The sequence below is a fragment of the Arthrobacter sp. Bi26 genome (assembly GCF_918697925.1).
GTDB lineage: Bacteria > Actinomycetota > Actinomycetes > Actinomycetales > Micrococcaceae > Arthrobacter.
Genome location: NZ_CAKKMF010000031.1, coordinates 29,502 through 47,829 on the forward strand (window position 1 = coordinate 29,502; position 18,328 = coordinate 47,829).

Consider the following 18,328-nt stretch of genomic DNA (forward strand, 5'->3'; position numbering starts at 1 on the left):
TTGGAGCGATGTCCCTCATCCGCGCGCTGAGCAAGGAACTTCAGGCACGAAGCGACGAGTCGCTGCGTGCCCTGTTCTCCGCGCGGCCGGACCTGATTTCTCCCGGCGTCCCGGACTTCCCCGCCCTCGCCGCCCGTGCCAGCGGACGCGTCAGCGTCCAGCGGGCGCTCGAGCGGCTTAACCGTCCACAGATGCAGGTCCTGGAAACCCTGCACCTGTGCACCAACGCCGATACCGGGCACAGCGCCTCGGCGGCGATGCTGAAGAAACTGATCAACGGCTCCTCGGCTGCCGCCATCGACCGGCTCCTCCATTCCCTGCAGGACCTGGCCCTCGTCCACCGCGCCGATCCCCCGCACGGTGCCGCCCCCGCCGCCGCCAAGCAGCGCCACTACCTCCCGGTGGGCAGCCTCAAGGATGTGATCGGCATCTACCCGGCGGGACTGGGGCGCAGCTACACCGAACTCGTGCGGCTCCAGCCGGCCTTTGCGCAGCGCGTGGTGCAGCTGGTGGGGGAACTGCACCGTGCCGGGGCGTCCATCTCCCCCGCCACGACGCCGATGGAAGCGGCCCTGTCGCTGCAGCACTGGACGGCAACACCGGAATCGCTCCAGCAAATCCTGACCACCGCACCGGATCGGACCGCCGCCCTGCTGGCCCGTTTCGGAAACTGGGCCATGGGCGCCGTTCCGCAGGCGCAGCGCCGGGCTTCCGTGCTCCACGAAAGCGCCGACGTCGGCCCCGTGGACTGGCTCCTGGCGCGGGGGCTGCTGGTGCCGCTGGACGCCGCCCACGTCGAACTGCCGCACAGCGTCGGAGTGTCGCTGCGCGGCGGGTTCGTCATCGAGAGCTTTTCCCTGATGCCGCCCGTCCCCCACCTTGGCCACACGAGCGCAGGGCTGCGCCGGAACGCCGCCTTGGGCGCTATTGCCGAGACGCTGCGGCTCGTGGGCGAAGTGCTCTACACCGTGCGCGAACAGCCCCTGGCGACGCTGCGCAGCGGAGGCGTCGGGGTCCGGGAGATGAAGCGGCTGGCGGATTCCCTGCGGATCGACGTGCACGAGGCCGGCGTACTCGCGGAGTTCTGCGGACTGGCCGGTCTGCTGCGGCTGGACGTCGACAGTTCGGCGTGGGTGCAGCCGCCGCAGCTGGAGTGGCTGGCGCTGCCGCGGCAGGAACAATGGCTATGGCTGGTCAATGCCTGGCTGGCCAGCGAGCGCGCGCCGTCCCTGGTGGGCCAGCCCGTGAATGCCGCCGGCCCGGCCGGCCATCGGGGCGCGGCCGGCACCACCATCAATGCGCTCTCTGCCGAGGCGCAGCGGCCCGACGCCCCGGTGGTCCGTAAACGGGTCCTGGAAATCCTGAATGAACTCACCCTCGAAGCCGCGGCGACCGACGGGCAGGCCCCCGTTCTCGATGCCGCCGCGGTGCTGGAGCGAGCCGAGTGGACCCAGCCCCGGATGGCCCGGCGCTTCAGCTCGCTGATCCGCGGCATCCTCACCGAGGCCGAGATGCTTGGCCTGATCGGCTCCGGGGCGCTCAGCCAGCTGGGCGCCGCGATCGCCGCCGAACAGCCGGATGATGCGTTGGGGATCCTGGGCGAACACCTGCCGGCAGCCCTGCAGCATGTGCTGCTGCAGGCGGACCTGACGGCGGTGGCTCCGGGTTACCTCGATCCCGAACTGAGCGAACGGCTCCTGACCATGGCCGCGGCCGAAGGGCAGGGCCCGGCAACCATCTACCGTTTCTCCGTCGCCTCCGTCCGCCGGGCGCTCGACGCCGGCCAGGACGCAGCGGCGATCCTGGACTTCCTGCGCCAGCATTCCGCCACCGCCATTCCGCAGCCGCTCCAGTACCTCATCGAAGACACCGCCGCGCGCCACTCCCGGCTCCGCGTGGGGACAGCAGCCAGCTTCATCCAAAGCGAGGACGACTCTGCCTTGCTGGAACTGCTCAACGCCCCGGCCGCCGCCAGCCTGGGTCTGGTGCGCATCGCGCCCACCGTGGTCGTCTCACACGCCGCACCCCGGGAAACCGCCCAGATCCTCAGAGCCCTGGGTCTCGCCCCCATCCTGGAGGAAGCAGCATCCGCCGTCGTCCGGCTGCGCCGCAGCACCCCGGGTCCCGGCAGCGGCCGGCCCGTCTACACCGCCCCGCGGACCGCTCCGCCGGAAGCCGACATCGACGCCCAACTGGCCGTGCTGCGCGGTGACGGGTCCCGGGCCCCTGGCTCCGGCGCTCACTCGCCGGCGGCTGCCCCTGGCAGCGAGGAAGCAACCCAGCTGGGGCTGGAGACCCTCCTGAAAGCGATCCGCCTCCGGCAGCGTGTGGTCATGAACGTCGTGGACAGCATGGGGAATGCCAGCCGCGAGACGGTTGTTCCGGTAGCTGTGAATGGCGGGCGGGTGCGCGTGTTCGATCCGGTCAAGGAGATCGAGCGGGTCCTGTCCATCCACCGGATTATCGACGTAGAAGCTACAGAGGAATTGTTCCAGTGAATGACGGGCCCCTGATCGTCCAGAGCGACAAGACCATCCTGCTGGAGGTCGACCACGAACTCGCAACCGAGGCCAGGCACGCCATCGCGGCGTTCGCCGAGCTGGAACGGGCCCCGGAGCATGTGCACAGCTACCGGCTGACGCCGCTGGGTCTGTGGAATGCCCGGGCGGCCGGACTGGACGCCGAAAAAGTGCTGGACACCCTGCTCACGTACTCCCGGTTCCCCGTGCCGCACTCCCTGCTGATCGACGTCGAAGAGACCATGTCCCGGTACGGCCGGCTCCGGCTGGAAAAGGACCCGCAGCATGGCCTGGTCATGCGCACGTCCGACTACCCCGTGCTCGAGGAGGTCAGCCGTGCCAAGAAGATCGCCCCACTGCTCGGGCCGCGGATCGACGGCGAGACCGTGGTGGTGCATTCCTCCCAGCGCGGCCAGCTCAAGCAGCTGCTGCTCAAGATTGGCTGGCCGGCCGAGGACCTCGCCGGCTACGTGGACGGCACGCCGCACCCCATCATGCTCAACGAAACCGGCTGGAAGCTGCGGCCTTACCAGCAACTGGCGGCGGAGAACTTCTGGGCCGGCGGCAGCGGCGTCGTCGTCCTTCCCTGCGGCGCCGGCAAGACGCTGGTCGGGGCGGCCGCCATGGCCACAAGCTCCACCACCACGCTGATCCTGGTGACCAATACTGTCGCCGCGCGGCAGTGGAAGGACGAGCTCATCAAGCGCACGTCACTGACCGAGGAGGAGATCGGCGAGTACTCCGGCTCCGTCAAGGAAGTCCGTCCGGTCACGATCGCCACCTACCAGGTCCTGACCACGAAGCGCGGCGGCCTGTACCCGCACCTGGAGCTCGTGGACGGCAACGACTGGGGTCTGATCATCTACGACGAGGTCCACCTGCTGCCGGCACCGATCTTCCGGATGACGGCCGACCTGCAGGCCCGGCGCCGGCTGGGGCTCACGGCCACGTTGGTGCGGGAGGACGGGCGGGAGGGCGAGGTCTTCAGCCTGATCGGTCCGAAGCGCTACGACGCGCCGTGGAAGGACATCGAGACCCAGGGCTACATCGCCCCCGCCGATTGCGTGGAGGTCCGGGTGGACCTGCCGCGCGAGGAACGGGTGGCCTATGCCATGGCCGAGGACGCCGACAAGTACCGGCTGTGCGCCACGTCAGAGACGAAGACCCGGGTGGTGGAAGAACTTGTCGCCGAACACGCCGGCGAGCAGCTCCTGGTGATCGGGCAGTACATAGACCAGCTAGACGAGATCGGCGAACGCCTGGGCGCGCCGGTGATCAAGGGCGACACGTCGGTCAAGGAACGCCAGCGGCTCTTCGACGCCTTCCGCGCAGGCGAGGTGCAGACCCTGGTGGTGTCCAAGGTGGCCAACTTCTCCATCGACCTGCCCGAGGCGTCGGTCGCGATCCAGGTCTCCGGGTCGTTCGGTTCCCGCCAGGAGGAGGCCCAGCGCCTGGGCCGGCTGCTGCGCCCGAAAAAGGACGGCCGCTCCGCCAGGTTCTACTCGCTCGTGGCCCGGGACACCCTGGATCAGGACTTCGCCGCGAAGCGGCAGCGTTTCCTCGCCGAGCAGGGCTACGCCTACCGGATCATGGACGCCAAGGACGTCGGCACCGCCGGATAGGCGGGTGCCGTCCCTGGTGCGTGCCCCGGCGCGGCCGCCGGGGCACGGCCCATGCAACACACATCTGCCATTCAGAAAACTCCCAGAGTCTGGGAGCATCATGGGAACATGAAAAAGAACGGACCCGAAGCCAAGCTGCTCGTCGTCGATGACGAACCGAACATCCGCGAGCTGCTGTCGACGTCCCTGCGCTTCGCTGGTTTCGAGGTTGTCTCGGCCGGCAGCGGGCGTGAGGCACTGGCCGCCGCAGAGCTGCACGCCCCCGATCTGGCAGTGCTGGACGTCATGCTGCCGGACATGGACGGCTTCACCGTCACCCGCCGCCTGCGCGCCGCCGGCAAGCACTTCCCCGTCCTGTTCCTCACGGCCAAGGACGACACCGAGGACAAAGTCACCGGCCTGACCGTGGGCGGGGACGATTACGTCACCAAGCCCTTCAGCCTCGACGAGGTGGTGGCCCGCATCCGCGCGGTGCTCCGGCGCACACAGCCCCAGGTCGACGACGACGCCGTGATCCGGGTCGATGACCTCCAGCTCGACGACGACGCCCACGAGGTCCGCCGCGGTGGCACCGTGATCGAGCTGTCGCCCACCGAGTTCAAGCTCCTGCGCTACCTCATGCTCAACCCGAACCGGGTCCTGTCCAAGGCCCAGATCCTCGATCACGTGTGGGAGTACGACTTCAACGGCGATGCCTCGATCGTGGAGTCCTACATCTCCTACCTGCGCCGCAAGGTGGACATCGATCCCGATGCGCCGGCACTGATCCAGACCAAGCGCGGCGTCGGCTACGTTCTGCGGACTGCCGAGAAGCGCTGACCTTGTTGCACCGCTGGAAATCGGCCTCGCTGCGCTCGCAGCTCGTGGCCATCATGATGGCGCTCATGCTGGTGGCCCTCACGGCCACTGGTGCGGGCACGCTGACGCTGCTGCACAGCTTCCTGCAGGGACAGGTAGATGACAAGCTGCGGGCCGCCGTCGAATCCGTGCGGCTGGAGAAGTCCTTCACCCAGCTGCAGGAGACCAGCTCCACCGTTCCCACCGACTACTCGCTGATGCTCTTCAGCCCGGGCCTGCCGCCCATTCCGTTCGGCGGCGACAAGGACTCCCACCCCGCCATCAGCACCTTTTCCACGGTCGAGGCCCGGGAACGCCAGCAGGTACCCTTCCAGGTCCCCGGCTCCGAGGGCGGCAACTGGAGGGTTGTGGCCCTGAGCGTCGTGGACAACAACCAGCGCAGCGCGGTCGTCGTCATCGGGTTGCCGCTGGACCCCGTCGATTCCGTGATGGAACATGCCGCCCTGGTGGTGGTGGGGGTGGGCCTGCTGACGCTCGTGCTGGCGTTCTTCATTGCCACCTGGACCGTCTCGAGGTCCTTCCGGCCGCTGGCCCGGGTGGAGAAGACGGCCGCCGCGATCGCCGCCGGAGACCTCTCCAGACGTGTGGAAATCGAAAACCCCAATACCGAAGTGGGGCGGCTCGGGAGCTCGCTCAATGCCATGCTCGCGCACATTGAGACAGCGTTCGCCGCCCGGATGGCGTCCGAGGCACGGATGCGTCGCTTCGCCGCCGACGCCTCGCACGAACTGCGGACCCCGCTGGTGACCATTCGAGGGTTCTCCGAGCTGTATCGGCACGGGGCGCTGTCCACCCCGGAAGACGTGGCCACGGCGATGGGGCGGATCGAAAGCGAAGCCAAGCGCATGGGAGCCATGGTGGAAGACCTGCTGCTGCTGGCCCGGATCGATGAGCAGCGCCCGCTGCAGCAGAAACCCTCGGATCTGCTGCTGCTGGCTAACGACGCGGTGGTGGACACCCAGGCGAGTGACCGCAGCCGCACCATCACCCTCTCCGGGCTCGACGGGGCGGCCCCGGCGCCCGCCCCGGTCCTGGGCGACGAAGCCAAGCTGCGCCAGGTGGTCAGCAACCTGGTCGGCAACGCCCTGCGCTACACGCCGGAAGGTACTCCGATCGAAATTGGCGTCGGGACCCGGAGCGCACCGGACGGAACACGGCAGTCCGTGATCGAGGTCCGGGACCACGGACCGGGCGTCCCGGATGAGGAAGCGGCCCGCATATTCGAACGCTTCTACCGGGCGGACACCTCCCGGACCAGGGAGACCGGTGGCAGCGGACTTGGCCTGGCGATTGTGGCCGCAATCGTCGGTTCGCATTCCGGGTCCGTGCGGGTCGGGGAGACTGACGGGGGCGGTGCCACGCTGGTGGTCAGCATCCCGTTCCTGGACGAAGACGCCAAGGAACTGTCCACAGCCGATTTGTCCACATAGGGCCCGACGGCGGTGTCCGGCCGGTGCGCTGCCCGCCTACGCTCGGGGTGTCCGGAAAATCCGGACGAGGCAGCCGCTCCCCCACAAGCCTTCACCGCAAATTCTCACCGCAAGTTCTCACCGCGGACCCCCGCGGCTGACGTTCACCGTGCTCCGCCGGGCCGCGGCTGCCTCCCCGAACATTCGAGAGGCATTCCCATGAGCATCATCTCCGTCGACACGGAACTCCTCCAGCTCAAGTCCGCCAACGTGCAGGCCACAGTGGAGCGGATCAGCGCGGACGTCCACGCCATGAAACGAGGGCTGGACGAACTCCAGGGCAGCTGGCGGGGCTCCGCGGCGACAAACTTCCAAACGCTGGTCACCGAGTGGACACTGACCCAGGGCAGGGTCGAGGCCTCCCTGGCGTCCATCAACCTTGCGCTGAATTCCGCCGCTGCCACCTACGCGCAGGCGGAGCTGGGCAATGCCCAGCGCTTCAAGTGAGCCTCACAGGGTGTCAGGCCTCGGGTGTGCCCTGATGGAAGCGCAGACGCCATTGCGCGCCTTCAAGGACCCACAGGGAGCTGCGCAGGGCTGATCCCTCACGGGTGTGGCTGCGGTAGGTCAAGAGCATGGTCTTCTCGCCCAGCCGGTCCGCGCCCAACAGTTCCAGGTCCACAGGTCCGCCCGGGTTGTCCTCCAGTGACATCATCATGGCGTCGCGGGTCCAGATCCGGCCGGAGCTGCCGATTTCGGTGAAGTCCGGATGGAGCAGGACGCCTGTGCGCCCCACGTCCGCCCGGGTTTCCGGGCGGAGCAGTTCCCGCTCAAGGGATTCGACGACGGCTTCGGGGCTGGTCTCCGCCAGGGCCGCCAGTTCTTCTTCGAGTTCGCTGAAGAGGTCCGGTTCGTCGTAGGCCCCCGGTGCGCCAAAGAGTTCCTGCTGGCCGGAAGGCGCCGGGGCTGCCGGTGCCCGGGTTGCGGCCTGCGATGGGGCGGGTTGTGCTGGGGCCGTCCGCGGGGCGGCCTGCGGCATCATGGAGTCCGCCTGGCCTGCCGACGGCGTCCCGCCCTCCGGCGTCCCGAACCCGGGGCCCTGCCGGACGGCCACGTCCTGCTGGTACGCCGTGGCCGCTGCCCGGGCGCGGACGTCTGCCGCTTCGTTGAGCTCGTGCCCGGCATGGCCCCGCACCCATTCGAAGGTGTACTTGCGGCCCACGAGCGCCTGGTCGATTTCCTTGAGGAGGTCCACGTTCAGCACCGGCTTGCCGTCGGCCTTGCGCCAGCCCTTGCGTTTCCAGCCCGGCATCCACTTGGTCACGGCGTTGATGACGTACTGGCTGTCGCAGAGGATCAGCAGGTCTTCCCCGGGTACGTGTGCCGTCGCCCGGAACAGGTCCAGCACCGCCATCAATTCGCCCTGGTTGTTCGTGCCGTGGGGCCAGCCACCGGCCCGCCAGCAGTCGTCATTCACGTACCAGGCCCATCCGGCCGGGCCGGGATTTCCTAAGGCCGAACCGTCGGCCGCTGCTGTAATCGTCACTGACCTATCCTGCCAGAGACTGCCGACACCCAGCGCAACGGCTGCGGGAGGGTGCTGGCCGGAGGCTGCGTTAAACCGGCAACGGCGGCCCCACCCGAAGGTGGGACCGCCGTCGTCGAACAGCCGGTGGAGGCTGGCGCGGGTGGTTAGAAACCGCCCATGCCGCCCATGCCGCCCATGTCGTCGCCGCCGCCCATCTGGGCGCCAGCCTTCTCGGGCTTGTCAGCTACAACGGCCTCGGTGGTGAGGAACAGGCCGGCAATGGAAGCCGCGTTCTGCAGGGCAGAGCGGGTTACCTTGACCGGGTCGTTGATGCCGGCGGCCAGCAGGTCGACGTACTCGCCGGTGGCTGCGTTGAGGCCGTGGCCTGCGGGCAGGCCGCGGACCTTGTCCACTACGACGCCGGGCTCGAGGCCGGCGTTGAAGGCGATCTGCTTCAGCGGGGCGTCGATGGCAACGCGGACGATGTTCGCGCCCGTTGCCTCGTCACCGGAGAGCTGCAGGTTCGCGAATGCCTTGGCGCCAGCCTGGATCAGGGCAACGCCACCGCCGGCGACGATGCCCTCTTCGACAGCAGCCTTGGCGTTGCGGACGGCGTCCTCAATGCGGTGCTTGCGTTCCTTGAGCTCGACCTCGGTTGCGGCGCCGGCCTTGATGACTGCAACGCCGCCGGCCAGCTTGGCCAGGCGCTCCTGCAGCTTCTCGCGGTCGTAGTCGGAATCCGAGTTCTCGATCTCGGCGCGGATCTGGGACACGCGGCCGGCGATCTGGTCGGCGTCGCCTGCACCTTCGACGATGGTGGTCTCGTCCTTGGTGACAACAACCTTGCGGGCCTTGCCAAGGAGTTCGAGTCCGGCGGTCTCAAGCTTGAGGCCGACTTCCTCGGAGATGACCTGGCCACCGGTGAGGATGGCGATGTCGGCCAGCTGCGCCTTGCGGCGGTCGCCGAAGCCCGGGGCCTTGACGGCAACGGACTTGAAGGTGCCGCGGATCTTGTTGACGATCAGGGTGGCCAGGGCCTCGCCCTCGATGTCTTCGGCAATGATCAGCAGCGGCTTGGAAGACTGCATGACCTTTTCCAGGACAGCAACCAGTTCCTTGACGTTGGAGATCTTGGAGTTGACGATCAGGATGTACGGATCCTCAAGGACCGTTTCCTGGCGCTCGGCGTCGGTGACGAAGTAAGCCGAGATGTAGCCCTTGTCGAAGCGCATGCCTTCGGTCAGCTCCAGCTCGAGGCCGAACGTGTTCGACTCCTCGACCGTGATGACGCCTTCCTTGCCGACCTTGTCGAGGGCTTCGGCGATCAGGGCGCCGATCTCGTTGTCGCCGGCGGAGATGGACGCGGTGGCGGCGATCTCTTCCTTGGTCTCGATTTCCTTGGCGGAGGCCAGGAGCTCGACGGTGACGGCGTCAACAGCCTTCTCGATGCCGCGCTTGAGGGACAGCGGGTCAGCGCCGGCCGCGACGTTGCGCAGGCCTTCCTTGACCAGGGCCTGTGCGAGCACAGTTGCCGTGGTGGTGCCGTCGCCTGCGACGTCATCCGTCTTCTTGGCAACTTCCTTGACCAGCTCGGCGCCGATCTTCTCGTAAGGATCGTCCAGCTCGATCTCCTTGGCGATGGAAACACCATCGTTGGTGATCGTGGGGGCGCCCCACTTCTTTTCGAGGACGACGTTGCGTCCCCGCGGGCCGAGGGTGACCTTGACGGCGTCGGCGAGGATGTTCAGGCCCCGCTCAAGACCGCGGCGTGCCTCTTCATCAAATGCAATGATCTTGGCCATAACGGCAGTAGTCCTTTCGGGACAGTCGTTAAGAATGAACCTTCGCTGTGGTGCCCGCGACGGACGATCCCTACCCCGCGGCCTCTGTATGCCGCTGGGTCCGGGATCTCACCCCAGCAAGGTGTTCCTTTAGCTCCTGGACCGGCTGCCCCACTTCGCGGCCGGGCGGACCGGGCGTCGTGTTAGCAGTCAGTGCGCTGGAGTGCTAAATCAATAATTAGCACTCCCCCGGGGAGAGTGCAAGCAGTGCCCGGCCCGAACCGCCCGCCACGCGGGCACAATACGCTAGGAGCGATCAGCCGCCACTGCTGCTGGCGGTCTCCATGCCACTCATTGTGGGCAGGTTGTCCTCGCCGTAGGTGTAGACCCTGTGGTTCGCTTCGGTGATGTCGCCGTGGGAATCAAAGTTGATCCGTCCGGACTGGCCGTCATAGTCCGGGCGCTTGCCTGCCCGGAGGACGTCGACGCAGCCCTTGTAGCTCGTGCACGGCTCGCTGGCGGGCTGGCCGCCACCCGCGGCATTACCGCCTGCTGCCGCAGCTCCGCCGGAGACAGCCACGAGGGACGCCGCGATGGAGGTTCCGGCGTCGTCTTCCGCCGCCGCGGCAGCGACGGCGGCGAGGATGACCGCGTCGTACGTCTCGGCGGCAAACACCATGTCCTTCAGTCCGGGGTCAACGGCAACAAGGTCCTTCTGGAAGGCGGCCGAGGGGAACACGCCGGGCAGGACCCCGCGCGCGCCGTCGAGTGCCCGCGCGCCCAGGCCGGAGCCATACCGGCTGACTGCCGCGTCGCTGAGGACAAGTTTCTTGCCGGCGAGGCCGGCATTGTTCAGTTCGGCGATGGCACCCTGCGCGCCGTCGCGCGAGACCAGGACGACGGCGTCGGGATTTGCGGCCTTCGCGGTGGCGGCGGCCTGCTGCGCCTGGCCGGCGGTGAACTCCGCGTCCGCCACGACTTCCAGTCCGGACTGTTTCGCCGCACCCGCGACGGCGGCGGCGACATCCTTGCCGTAGGCGCCGTCCTCGTGCACCACAGCCAGGGTCTTGGCGCCGCCGTCCTTGGCCAGCTTGGCGAGGACAGAGGCCTGGGCGACGTCGGCCGCCGAGGTGCGGAAATAGTAGCCGCCGCTCTTGTAGTTGCTGAGCGCGCTGGCAGAGTTGGCCGGTGAGATGACAGCCACCTTGGCGTTGGCCAGCACGTCGATCGCGGCCGGGGCACGGCTGGAATCGGTCGGACCGATAACGACGTCGGCCTTGGCGGCAACCAGCGCTTTCGCCTGGGCGGCGGTGTCAGTGCTGATGGTTTCCGGCAGCAGCTCCACCGGTTTGCCTTTGTGGCCGCCGGCGGCGTTGATCTCCTTGACGGCGAGTTTGGCCGCCGCGAGCTGTGGGGCGTTGAGGAAGTTCTGCCGCCCCGTGTTGTCCAGGATCAGGCCGATGCGCAGGGTGCCGTCACCGCTCGCGTCTGCGCTGGCCACGCGGGCGCTGCCTGCAGGACCCAGGCAGCCCGTCAGGGCCACGGCCGCGAGTGTGCCCGCCGCCAGGGCGCGGCCCAGCGGCAAAGCTCCTTCCGGACGCCCTGCCGCGTTCCGCGGGGCGTTCTTGACGGCAACCAGTGCCACTAGGCGGGCCGGACGCTTTCAGCCTGCGGGCCCTTTTCGCCCTCGCCGACTTCCAGCTCCACCCGCTGGCCCTCGTCCAGGGCGCGGTAGCCTTCCCCGACGATCGCGGACCAGTGCACGAAGACGTCGTTCTCGGAACCGTCCACGGTGATGAAGCCGTAGCCTTTTTCGGCGTTGAACCATTTGACGGTTCCCAGTGCCATGGTGTCCACACTTTCAGCTAGCTTGCGTGCGGCCCACCTCGATGTGCACCGCGGACTGCGAAGAGAAATCCGCAGATACTGTACCCACAGCGTCCCTCAGGAACGCCGACGGCGGGCAGGTCCTCCCCCGAATAGTTATTGAGGCGTAACCGGAATAGTTACTGGAAGCCGGGGCCGAGCACAACCACAAGGGGCAAGTTGAACTCGGCGGAGTCCACGAGGGTGTCGATGCCCAGGAGCGTTCCGAGTGCCTCCGCGTTGCCCTTCTGTTCCACGCCGCTGTAGAAGATCACCGACGTCTGCTGCGGGACGCCGCCCCAGTTGCCCGTCTGGCCCAGGATCCAGCCGTCGGAGCTGATGGTGCCGCCGACCCGGTTGGCGAGGCCAGCGGTGGTGGTCCCGTTGTAGACCGTCACCGGCGCCGTCTTGTCCACACCGGCGGCAGTGGCGCTGGGCGTCGCTGTGGGTGCTGCCGCGGGGGCTGTGGCGGCAGGTTCCGTGCTGGCCGGCGCCGGGCTCGTCGGCGCGGGGCTGGGGCTCGCGGGGCTCGTTGCGGACGCGCTGGCGGTTGCGTTGTCACCGACGGCCGCGGCCTGGCCAGCGGAGAATCCGAGCTTCGGCAGGATCAGGAACGCCACCAAGCCGATGGCCAGCGCTACGAAGCCGGCCGCCAAGATGGGGGTCAGGCTCCGGCTGCGCGATTCGGCGACGGCCCGGTGGACACCCTGCCGGGCAGAGGTCTCCGGGACCCGATCAAATTCATCCCGAGCGTATTTGGTCATGGTAAAACGACGTCCTTGCTGATTTCAGACGGGGTGCCCGAGGCCGGAAGCGGGCGCAACAGGACGTGCGCATCCGGCTGCGCGTGACGCGACTTTACGAATCTGTTCCCAGACGACGGGCAGTGCGGGCACGTTGGCGTGATGTACGTAGTCTACGCAATCTCTTGACCAGCATGGGATCGTGGGCCAGCGCATCCTCGGTATCAATCAGGGCATTGAGGATCTGGTAGTAATGCGTGGCGGAGAGATCGAACAGCTCGCGGATGGCCTGCTCCTTTGCCCCTGCGTACTTCCACCACTGCCGCTCCAGGGCCAGCATCTGTTGGTCGCGGGCGCTCAGCGGAGACTCCGCGGACACCTCGTCCAGGCTCGTGCCGGCAGCGGAGAATCCGGCAAAATCCCCCGCGAGCACGTGCTCTTGCGCTGCTTCGGCCACGACACACTCTCCCTGTTTGCTTCCGAAAAACCGGCTGGATCCGGTAAAAAGCCATTCCCATGCTACGGCCGAATGACAGGGTTGTCATTCGGCGGGGTGCCGGGGCGGACTTCGTCTGCGGAAGAATGGGGCTGTGGCTGATTCCGAGTTTGATTCCGACGCGCTGTTCGAGCTGGAACCCGCCGCCGACGGCCCCAGCTTCGCGGACCTGGCGCGCCGGCCGCTGAGCGAGCTGGTCGCTCCGGACTGGGCGGAAGCGCTGGCGCCGGTGGAGGCACAGTTGCGGGAGGCGCTCACCTTCCTCGCCGGCGAAGTGGCCGCCGGGCATGGCGTGCTGCCGTCGCCGCCAAATCTACTGCGGGCCTTCCGTCAGCCGCTGGCTGGTGTCCGGGTGCTGGTGGTCGGACAGGACCCCTACCCGACGCCGGGGCACGCCGTAGGGTTGTCCTTCGCCGTGGACGGCGCCACCCGGCCGATCCCCCGCAGCCTGGCGAACATCTACAAGGAACTTCAGGCCGATCTGGGCGTCCCGCCGCGCGTCCACGGGGACCTTGGCCGCTGGGCGGAGCAGGGCGTACTGCTGCTGAACAGGGTGCTCAGTGTCCGGGCAGGCGCGGCGGGCTCGCACCGGAACAAGGGCTGGGAGGCCGTCACGGCGGCCGCCATCCGGGCCGTCGCGGACCGCGCATCCGCCGCCGGCGCGGGCCGTGCTCCCCTGGTGGTGATCCTGTGGGGGAAGGATGCCGAGTCCGTGCGGCCACTACTGGGATCCGCTGCCGTGATCGCCAGCGCCCACCCCAGCCCGCTCTCAGCCTCGCGCGGTTTCTTCGGGTCCCGGCCCTTCAGCCGGGCCAACGCCCTGCTGCAGGAACAGGGCAACGGGACGGTTGACTGGGAACTGCCGCCGCTGCCGTAACAGGCTTCCGGCCGGGAGCTCCGGCCAGGGTTCTTGGTTAGGCTTACCTCATGACCTCCCTCCCCGCCGCCACTACCGCATCCCGGAACTCGCGTCCCCAGACCGATTTGACGGTCCTGCGCAGGGAACAACTCTCCCCGCACATGGTCCGGATCATCGCTGGCGGCCCTGGCTTCGCCGGGTACGTCAACAACGACTATGTGGACCGGTACGTCAAGATCGTGTTTCCGCAACCCGAGATCGAGTACCCGGAGCCGCTGGACCTTTGGGCCATCAGAGAAGCCATGCCGCGCAGCCAATGGCCGCACACCCGGACCTACACGGTCCGGTGGGTGGACACGGCGGCGCAGGAACTCGCCATTGATTTTGTGATCCACGGCGACGAGGGCCTCGCTGGCCCCTGGGCGGCCTCGGCCCAGCCCGGCGATCGCCTGACGTTTACGGGCCCGGGCGGCGGTTACAACCCGGATCCGGCGGCGGACTGGTACCTGTTTGCCGGCGATGAATCCGCGCTGCCGGCCATCGGCGCCGCGATCGAATCCCTGCCGGAGGATGCCCGCGGCCTCGCCCTGCTCGAAGTGGACAGCGACGCCGACATCCAGGCCATCGCAGGGCCAGCCGGCGTCGAACTGCGCTGGCTGCTGCGCGGTGGCGTCCCCGCCGGAGAGAGCGAGCTGCTGGTCACGGCCGTGCGCGATGCCGAATGGCCCGGGGGCCGGGTGCAGGTCTTCGCCCACGGCGAGCGGGGCTACATGAAGGGCCTCCGGGACGTCCTCTACGTGCAGCGCGGACTGGAGCGGGCCCAGGTTTCCCTCTCGGGCTACTGGGCCAAGGGCCGTGTGGAGGACGACTTCCAGGCGGAGAAGAAGCTGCCCATCGGGAAGATCTAGCCGGGAAGATTTAGCAGGCAAGATTTAGCCGGCAAGATCCAGCGGCAACATTTAGCGGCAAACAAAATGTCGCCGAATTTCCCCACGTTTGCCGCCACGACGCCGGGACACGCCGGCGTGGCGCGACGACCCGCCGTCGGAATCTGGCAAAGGCCGGGAAACCCGGCAGGGCAGGGAAATCCGGCAGGGCAGGGACACGGACGGCCCCGGCGCCGGAGGCAAAACCCGCCAGCCGCGTTCGCAGTCTGCTTAGCGGCGGCGGGCCCTGCGCCGCTCGTTGCTCGCCAGGCTCCGGGTCAGGGGCCGCGCCAGGGTGTCACCGAGCACGATGCCTGCAGCGACTCCGAGCACGATCGCCCCGGCGTTGAGCATCCCGCCGGCACCCATAAGAATCTCCGATTCCTCGATGGTCAATACATACATGGACCGGAATATAGTGAGCCCCGGGAGCAGGATCAGGGCGGCGGGGACGGCCACGACCAGCTGGGGAGCACCCATCCGGAGGGCCACCACACGGGCCAGGAGGCCGATCACCACAGCGGCGAGGGCCGGCGCGAAACGGGACCCGATGCCCAGGGCGTCGCCGCCGATCAGGACCAGATAGCCCACCACGCCCACGGCCGCCGTCGGCAGCAGCAGCTTCCAGCTGGTCTGTTCGGTGATGCCGATCATCAGCACCGCAATGGCGATCAAAATGACCACCACCCACAAGTCGTACGCGGGCGGGAATGTTTTGGTGACGTCTATTGGGTCCATGCCGGTCATGTCTCCCACGACAAACCCGACGGCAATGCCGGCCACCAGCGCCCCGAAGGTCAGCATGGTGGACAGGAACCGGCCGGCGGCCGTGACCGGGAAGCCGTTGATCGCATCCTGCACCGAGGACACTAGGCGTCCCGTCGGCAGGAGCAGCAGGATCCCGCCGACCACCACGATCTCGGGGGGAATCTGCACTCCCAACGGGGTGCCGAAGCGCCACAACAGCAGGGCGACGATGGTCACCAGGAACGAACATGAGGCGGTGATGAAGAAGTCCGGGGTGCGCCAGCGGCCCAGCTGTCGGGCCAGCAGGCTCACCAGCAGGTTGGAGAGGAACGCGACTATTGAGGCACCCAGCCCGCCGCCAAGGACGCCGACGAAGACGGCAGAGAACACGCCGAAGGCCACAGTGACCATCCACCGCGGGAAAGGCTTGGGGCTACGGGTAATGTCGTCGAGCCGGCGCGCGGCTTCCTCGCGGCCCACGCCGCCGGCCACGATGTCCGTCACCAGCTGGTGCACCTGGGAGAGGCCCGCATAGTTGTTGGTCCAGGACCGTACTACGCGCAGCAGCGAGATGGGCGTCTGGTCTCTCGGGGCATAGTTGATGGCCACCGACTGGTTGGTGATGTCCACCTCGATGTTCTTAAGCCCCAGCGCGGCGGTGATCGCGATGATGCTGGTCTCAACTTCGAGGGCACCTGCCCCGTACCGGAACATGGATTCGGCCAGTTTCAGGGCGAAGTCGATGGTCTTGCGGGCTGCTGCGTCCACCCCGCCGACCTGGATCATCGGGTTGGCGTAGGGGCTGCCGGCGAGCCGGTCCACGATGCTCATCGGCGCCGTCGGCGGGTTTTCGCCCTGGACCAGCCGGCGCAGCATCCTCTTGGCCGCGGCGTTCTGGCGCACCTGCGTTGCCGACATCGGCTGCGTCCGGGGCAGGCCGTCCGTGGGCGGCCTGCGGTGGCCGTCGTTTCCGTTGTTCATTCCGGCCTCCTCACTGTCCTAGGCTGTCCTTGCCTGTCCTTGATTGTCTTTGTCTCGGGTTAGTAGAACTGCTGGCCCGTGCGCCGGGTGTAGAGCTGGCGTGCCACGCGCTCCCCCGCCGTCAGCCAGGCCTTGTACTTCAGCGGGCTCAGGACCTGGTCATAGCAGCCGACGAAGTCGGTCACGGTCTTGCTGAAGCTGGTCTTGAACAGGCCCAGCCCATGGAACGGGTTCGAGGTGTCCTTTAGCTTGTCGCTTGGCGGGGTGCCGCAGAAGTCGTATTCGGTGCAGCCGAGTTCCTTGACCTGGCTGATCGCAGTCCACTGCACAAGGTGCGAGTCCCCGTACTGGCCGCGCTTTTGCAGGGAGCCGCCGTCTTTGTACGTTCCCTTGCGGCCGTAGTTGATCACAAACGCGCCAACCGAGGGCACGTCGTTTTCGTACACGAAGAGCAGCCTGCCCTGGTCACGGGCCAGGAAGTTGCTCCAGAACTGGCGGTAGTACTCGTACTCGCGCACCCGGACCTGGGATTTGGCCTCCACCGTGTTGGTCATCAGGGCATACATGGCCCGGAAGTTCTCTTCCGTGGGCTCGACGTTGTGGACTTCCACGCCCTCGCGGATGGCGCGGCGCACGGCGTTACGGCCCCGGGAGTGGAGATTGCGCAGCAGCTGGTTTTCCTCGGGCGCAATATCGAGCAGCGCAGTGGAGTCGTTGGGTTGCAGGTTGTGGGTCTTGACCAGGCCTGCCCCCTCGAGGACCCGCGCGGCGTCGTCCGACAGGACAATATCCGGCTCGATCTTGATCGCGAAGACGCCCAGTTTGGCCCTTTTCACGAAGTCCGCGTTCGCCGCTGCGATCCCGGGGATGTCCTCGACGGACGCCACATCGGGTCCCTTGATCAAGTACCAGAGCTTGCCGAGAAGCGGAAACGACTTCTCCAGGATCAGGTTGTAGCTCGTGTAATCGGCCGACTCATAAACAAGGTGCAGGGGCCTCCAACCAAAGTGCTGCTTGACCTCGGCGAACGCTTCCGATTGAAGGAGGTTGCCGCCATTGGGGTTCGCGGTGACGTGGGCATCCCAGTTGTCAATCTCCTTGGCAGAGGCAAAGCGGGCAGTGAATTCACGCAAGGGTGCGGTATCCAATCATTGCGGTACGAGCTTCGGCGGCATGCGGACATGCAGCCCCAAGTCTATCGGCCCGGACCCTGCCGCCGGCCCGGGCAAGGCGGTTACGCTGGTCTCATGCAGGCTCAGCAACAACCGTTGGAAGGCCGTCCCGGGGCGCACGGCGGCCGCTCCCGAGGTGCCGGCAGAGGTGCCGGCAGCGGCTCCCAAGTGATCGCGCTGCTCCTGTTCCTCGGCGCGTCGGCCCTCGTTGCGGCCCTCGGCGGCCTGGCCACGGCCAAGCACGTTAACGGCTGGTATGCCTCAGCCGACACGGCGCCCTGGTCCCCGCCCAACTGGGTCTTCGGTCCGGTTTGGACGGTCCTGTACGCCGCCATGGCGGTCGCGGCGTGGCTGGTCTGGCGCAGCCACGCCGAGGGATCCAAGGCGGCCCTGACGGCTTACGGCGTGCAGCTGGTGCTGAACCTGCTCTGGACCCCGGTCTTCTTTGCCCTATACCCGGTGCTCGGGACGCCGGCGCTGTGGATCGCGTTCGGGATCATCATGGCATTGGCCGTAGCCGTTGCCGTTACGGTGGTGCTCTTCGGCCCGATCAGTCGGACGGCAGGACTGCTGATGCTTCCCTACCTGTCCTGGATCGTGTTCGCGTCCTCGCTGAACCTATGGGCCGCCCTGCATAACTAGCGCCAGTTCAACTAGCGCCTGCCAGCCGCAATCAGCTCCCTAGCACTCCACCACGTTGACGGCGAGGCCGCCCATGGCCGTTTCCTTGTATTTGGAGCTCATGTCCTTGCCGGTTTCCCGCATGGTCACGATGACCTCGTCGAGGGAGACCCGGTGCGTGCCGTCGCCCCAGAGCGCCA

At 67.5% G+C, this 18,328-nt stretch carries 17 protein-coding genes; 8 read left to right on the forward strand and 9 right to left on the reverse strand.

Annotation, left to right across the window (positions count from 1 at the left end):
- Window positions 1–8 precede the first annotated feature (8 nt).
- From LQV16_RS10405 to LQV16_RS10425, 5 genes are all read left to right on the forward strand, one after another.
- Window positions 9–2,498: a helicase-associated domain-containing protein gene (locus tag LQV16_RS10405; RefSeq protein ID WP_229993815.1), complete on the forward strand. Its 2,490-nt coding sequence runs from the start codon at window positions 9–11 to the stop codon at window positions 2,496–2,498.
- Window positions 2,495–4,141 (forward strand): DNA repair helicase XPB, encoded by a 1,647-nt coding sequence (locus LQV16_RS10410; protein ID WP_229993816.1) that lies wholly within the window; start codon window positions 2,495–2,497, stop codon window positions 4,139–4,141. Before LQV16_RS10405 ends, LQV16_RS10410 begins: the two co-directional genes overlap by 4 nt.
- Before the next feature lie 108 nt (window positions 4,142–4,249).
- Window positions 4,250–4,960: a response regulator transcription factor gene (locus LQV16_RS10415; protein ID WP_229993817.1), complete on the forward strand. Its 711-nt coding sequence runs from the start codon at window positions 4,250–4,252 to the stop codon at window positions 4,958–4,960.
- Between the two features lie 2 nt (window positions 4,961–4,962).
- The gene (locus LQV16_RS10420; protein WP_229993818.1) at window positions 4,963–6,429 is read left to right on the forward strand and encodes an ATP-binding protein; all 1,467 of its coding nucleotides are present in this window, start codon (window positions 4,963–4,965) and stop codon (window positions 6,427–6,429) included.
- Between the two features lie 198 nt (window positions 6,430–6,627).
- Window positions 6,628–6,915, forward strand: a complete 288-nt coding sequence (locus LQV16_RS10425) for a WXG100 family type VII secretion target (RefSeq protein ID WP_229993819.1) — start codon at window positions 6,628–6,630, stop codon at window positions 6,913–6,915.
- A 13-nt stretch (window positions 6,916–6,928) separates the two neighbouring features.
- Here LQV16_RS10425 and LQV16_RS10430 read toward each other — a convergent pair whose 3' ends face one another.
- From LQV16_RS10430 to LQV16_RS10455, 6 genes are all read right to left on the reverse strand, one after another.
- Window positions 6,929–7,954, reverse strand: a complete 1,026-nt coding sequence (locus tag LQV16_RS10430) for a ribonuclease HI family protein (protein ID WP_229993820.1) — start codon at window positions 7,952–7,954, stop codon at window positions 6,929–6,931.
- A gap of 146 nt (window positions 7,955–8,100) precedes the next feature.
- A complete protein-coding gene (groL, locus tag LQV16_RS10435) occupies window positions 8,101–9,738 on the reverse strand; it encodes a chaperonin GroEL (protein ID WP_229993821.1) in 1,638 nt (545 codons plus the stop codon).
- Between the two features lie 295 nt (window positions 9,739–10,033).
- A complete protein-coding gene (locus LQV16_RS10440; RefSeq protein ID WP_229993828.1) occupies window positions 10,034–11,302 on the reverse strand; it encodes an ABC transporter substrate-binding protein in 1,269 nt (422 codons plus the stop codon).
- A 59-nt stretch (window positions 11,303–11,361) separates the two neighbouring features.
- Window positions 11,362–11,565 carry a cold-shock protein gene (locus tag LQV16_RS10445; RefSeq protein WP_026266832.1) on the reverse strand — a complete coding sequence of 68 codons (204 nt, stop codon included), beginning with the start codon at window positions 11,563–11,565 and terminating at the stop codon, window positions 11,362–11,364.
- A gap of 158 nt (window positions 11,566–11,723) precedes the next feature.
- A complete protein-coding gene (locus LQV16_RS10450; RefSeq protein WP_229993822.1) occupies window positions 11,724–12,347 on the reverse strand; it encodes a LytR C-terminal domain-containing protein in 624 nt (207 codons plus the stop codon).
- Window positions 12,348–12,441: 94 nt separating this feature from the next.
- The gene (locus LQV16_RS10455; protein WP_229993829.1) at window positions 12,442–12,714 is read right to left on the reverse strand and encodes a DUF3263 domain-containing protein; all 273 of its coding nucleotides are present in this window, start codon (window positions 12,712–12,714) and stop codon (window positions 12,442–12,444) included.
- A gap of 202 nt (window positions 12,715–12,916) precedes the next feature.
- Between LQV16_RS10455 and LQV16_RS10460 the strand changes: the two genes are divergently transcribed.
- Both LQV16_RS10460 and LQV16_RS10465 read left to right on the forward strand, forming a co-directional pair.
- Window positions 12,917–13,699 carry a uracil-DNA glycosylase gene (locus LQV16_RS10460; RefSeq protein WP_229993823.1) on the forward strand — a complete coding sequence of 261 codons (783 nt, stop codon included), beginning with the start codon at window positions 12,917–12,919 and terminating at the stop codon, window positions 13,697–13,699.
- A gap of 50 nt (window positions 13,700–13,749) precedes the next feature.
- Entirely contained in the window at window positions 13,750–14,589 is an 840-nt protein-coding gene (locus tag LQV16_RS10465) for a siderophore-interacting protein (RefSeq protein WP_229993824.1), read from the forward strand.
- A gap of 249 nt (window positions 14,590–14,838) precedes the next feature.
- On the opposite strand, the gene LQV16_RS10470 is transcribed toward LQV16_RS10465, so the two are convergent.
- Both LQV16_RS10470 and LQV16_RS10475 read right to left on the reverse strand, forming a co-directional pair.
- On the reverse strand, window positions 14,839–16,335 hold the full coding sequence (locus tag LQV16_RS10470; protein ID WP_229993825.1) for a threonine/serine exporter family protein: 1,497 nt from the start codon (window positions 16,333–16,335) through the stop codon (window positions 14,839–14,841).
- A gap of 59 nt (window positions 16,336–16,394) precedes the next feature.
- Window positions 16,395–17,468, reverse strand: a complete 1,074-nt coding sequence (locus tag LQV16_RS10475; protein WP_229993826.1) for a peptidoglycan bridge formation glycyltransferase FemA/FemB family protein — start codon at window positions 17,466–17,468, stop codon at window positions 16,395–16,397.
- A gap of 114 nt (window positions 17,469–17,582) precedes the next feature.
- Here LQV16_RS10475 and LQV16_RS10480 point away from each other — a divergent pair, with 114 nt between their 5' ends.
- The gene (locus LQV16_RS10480) at window positions 17,583–18,149 is read left to right on the forward strand and encodes a TspO/MBR family protein (protein ID WP_229993827.1); all 567 of its coding nucleotides are present in this window, start codon (window positions 17,583–17,585) and stop codon (window positions 18,147–18,149) included.
- A gap of 39 nt (window positions 18,150–18,188) precedes the next feature.
- Here LQV16_RS10480 and LQV16_RS10485 read toward each other — a convergent pair.
- Window positions 18,189–18,328 (reverse strand): L-serine ammonia-lyase, iron-sulfur-dependent, subunit alpha (locus tag LQV16_RS10485; RefSeq protein ID WP_229993830.1); only part of this gene is annotated, 140 nt, incomplete at its 5' end.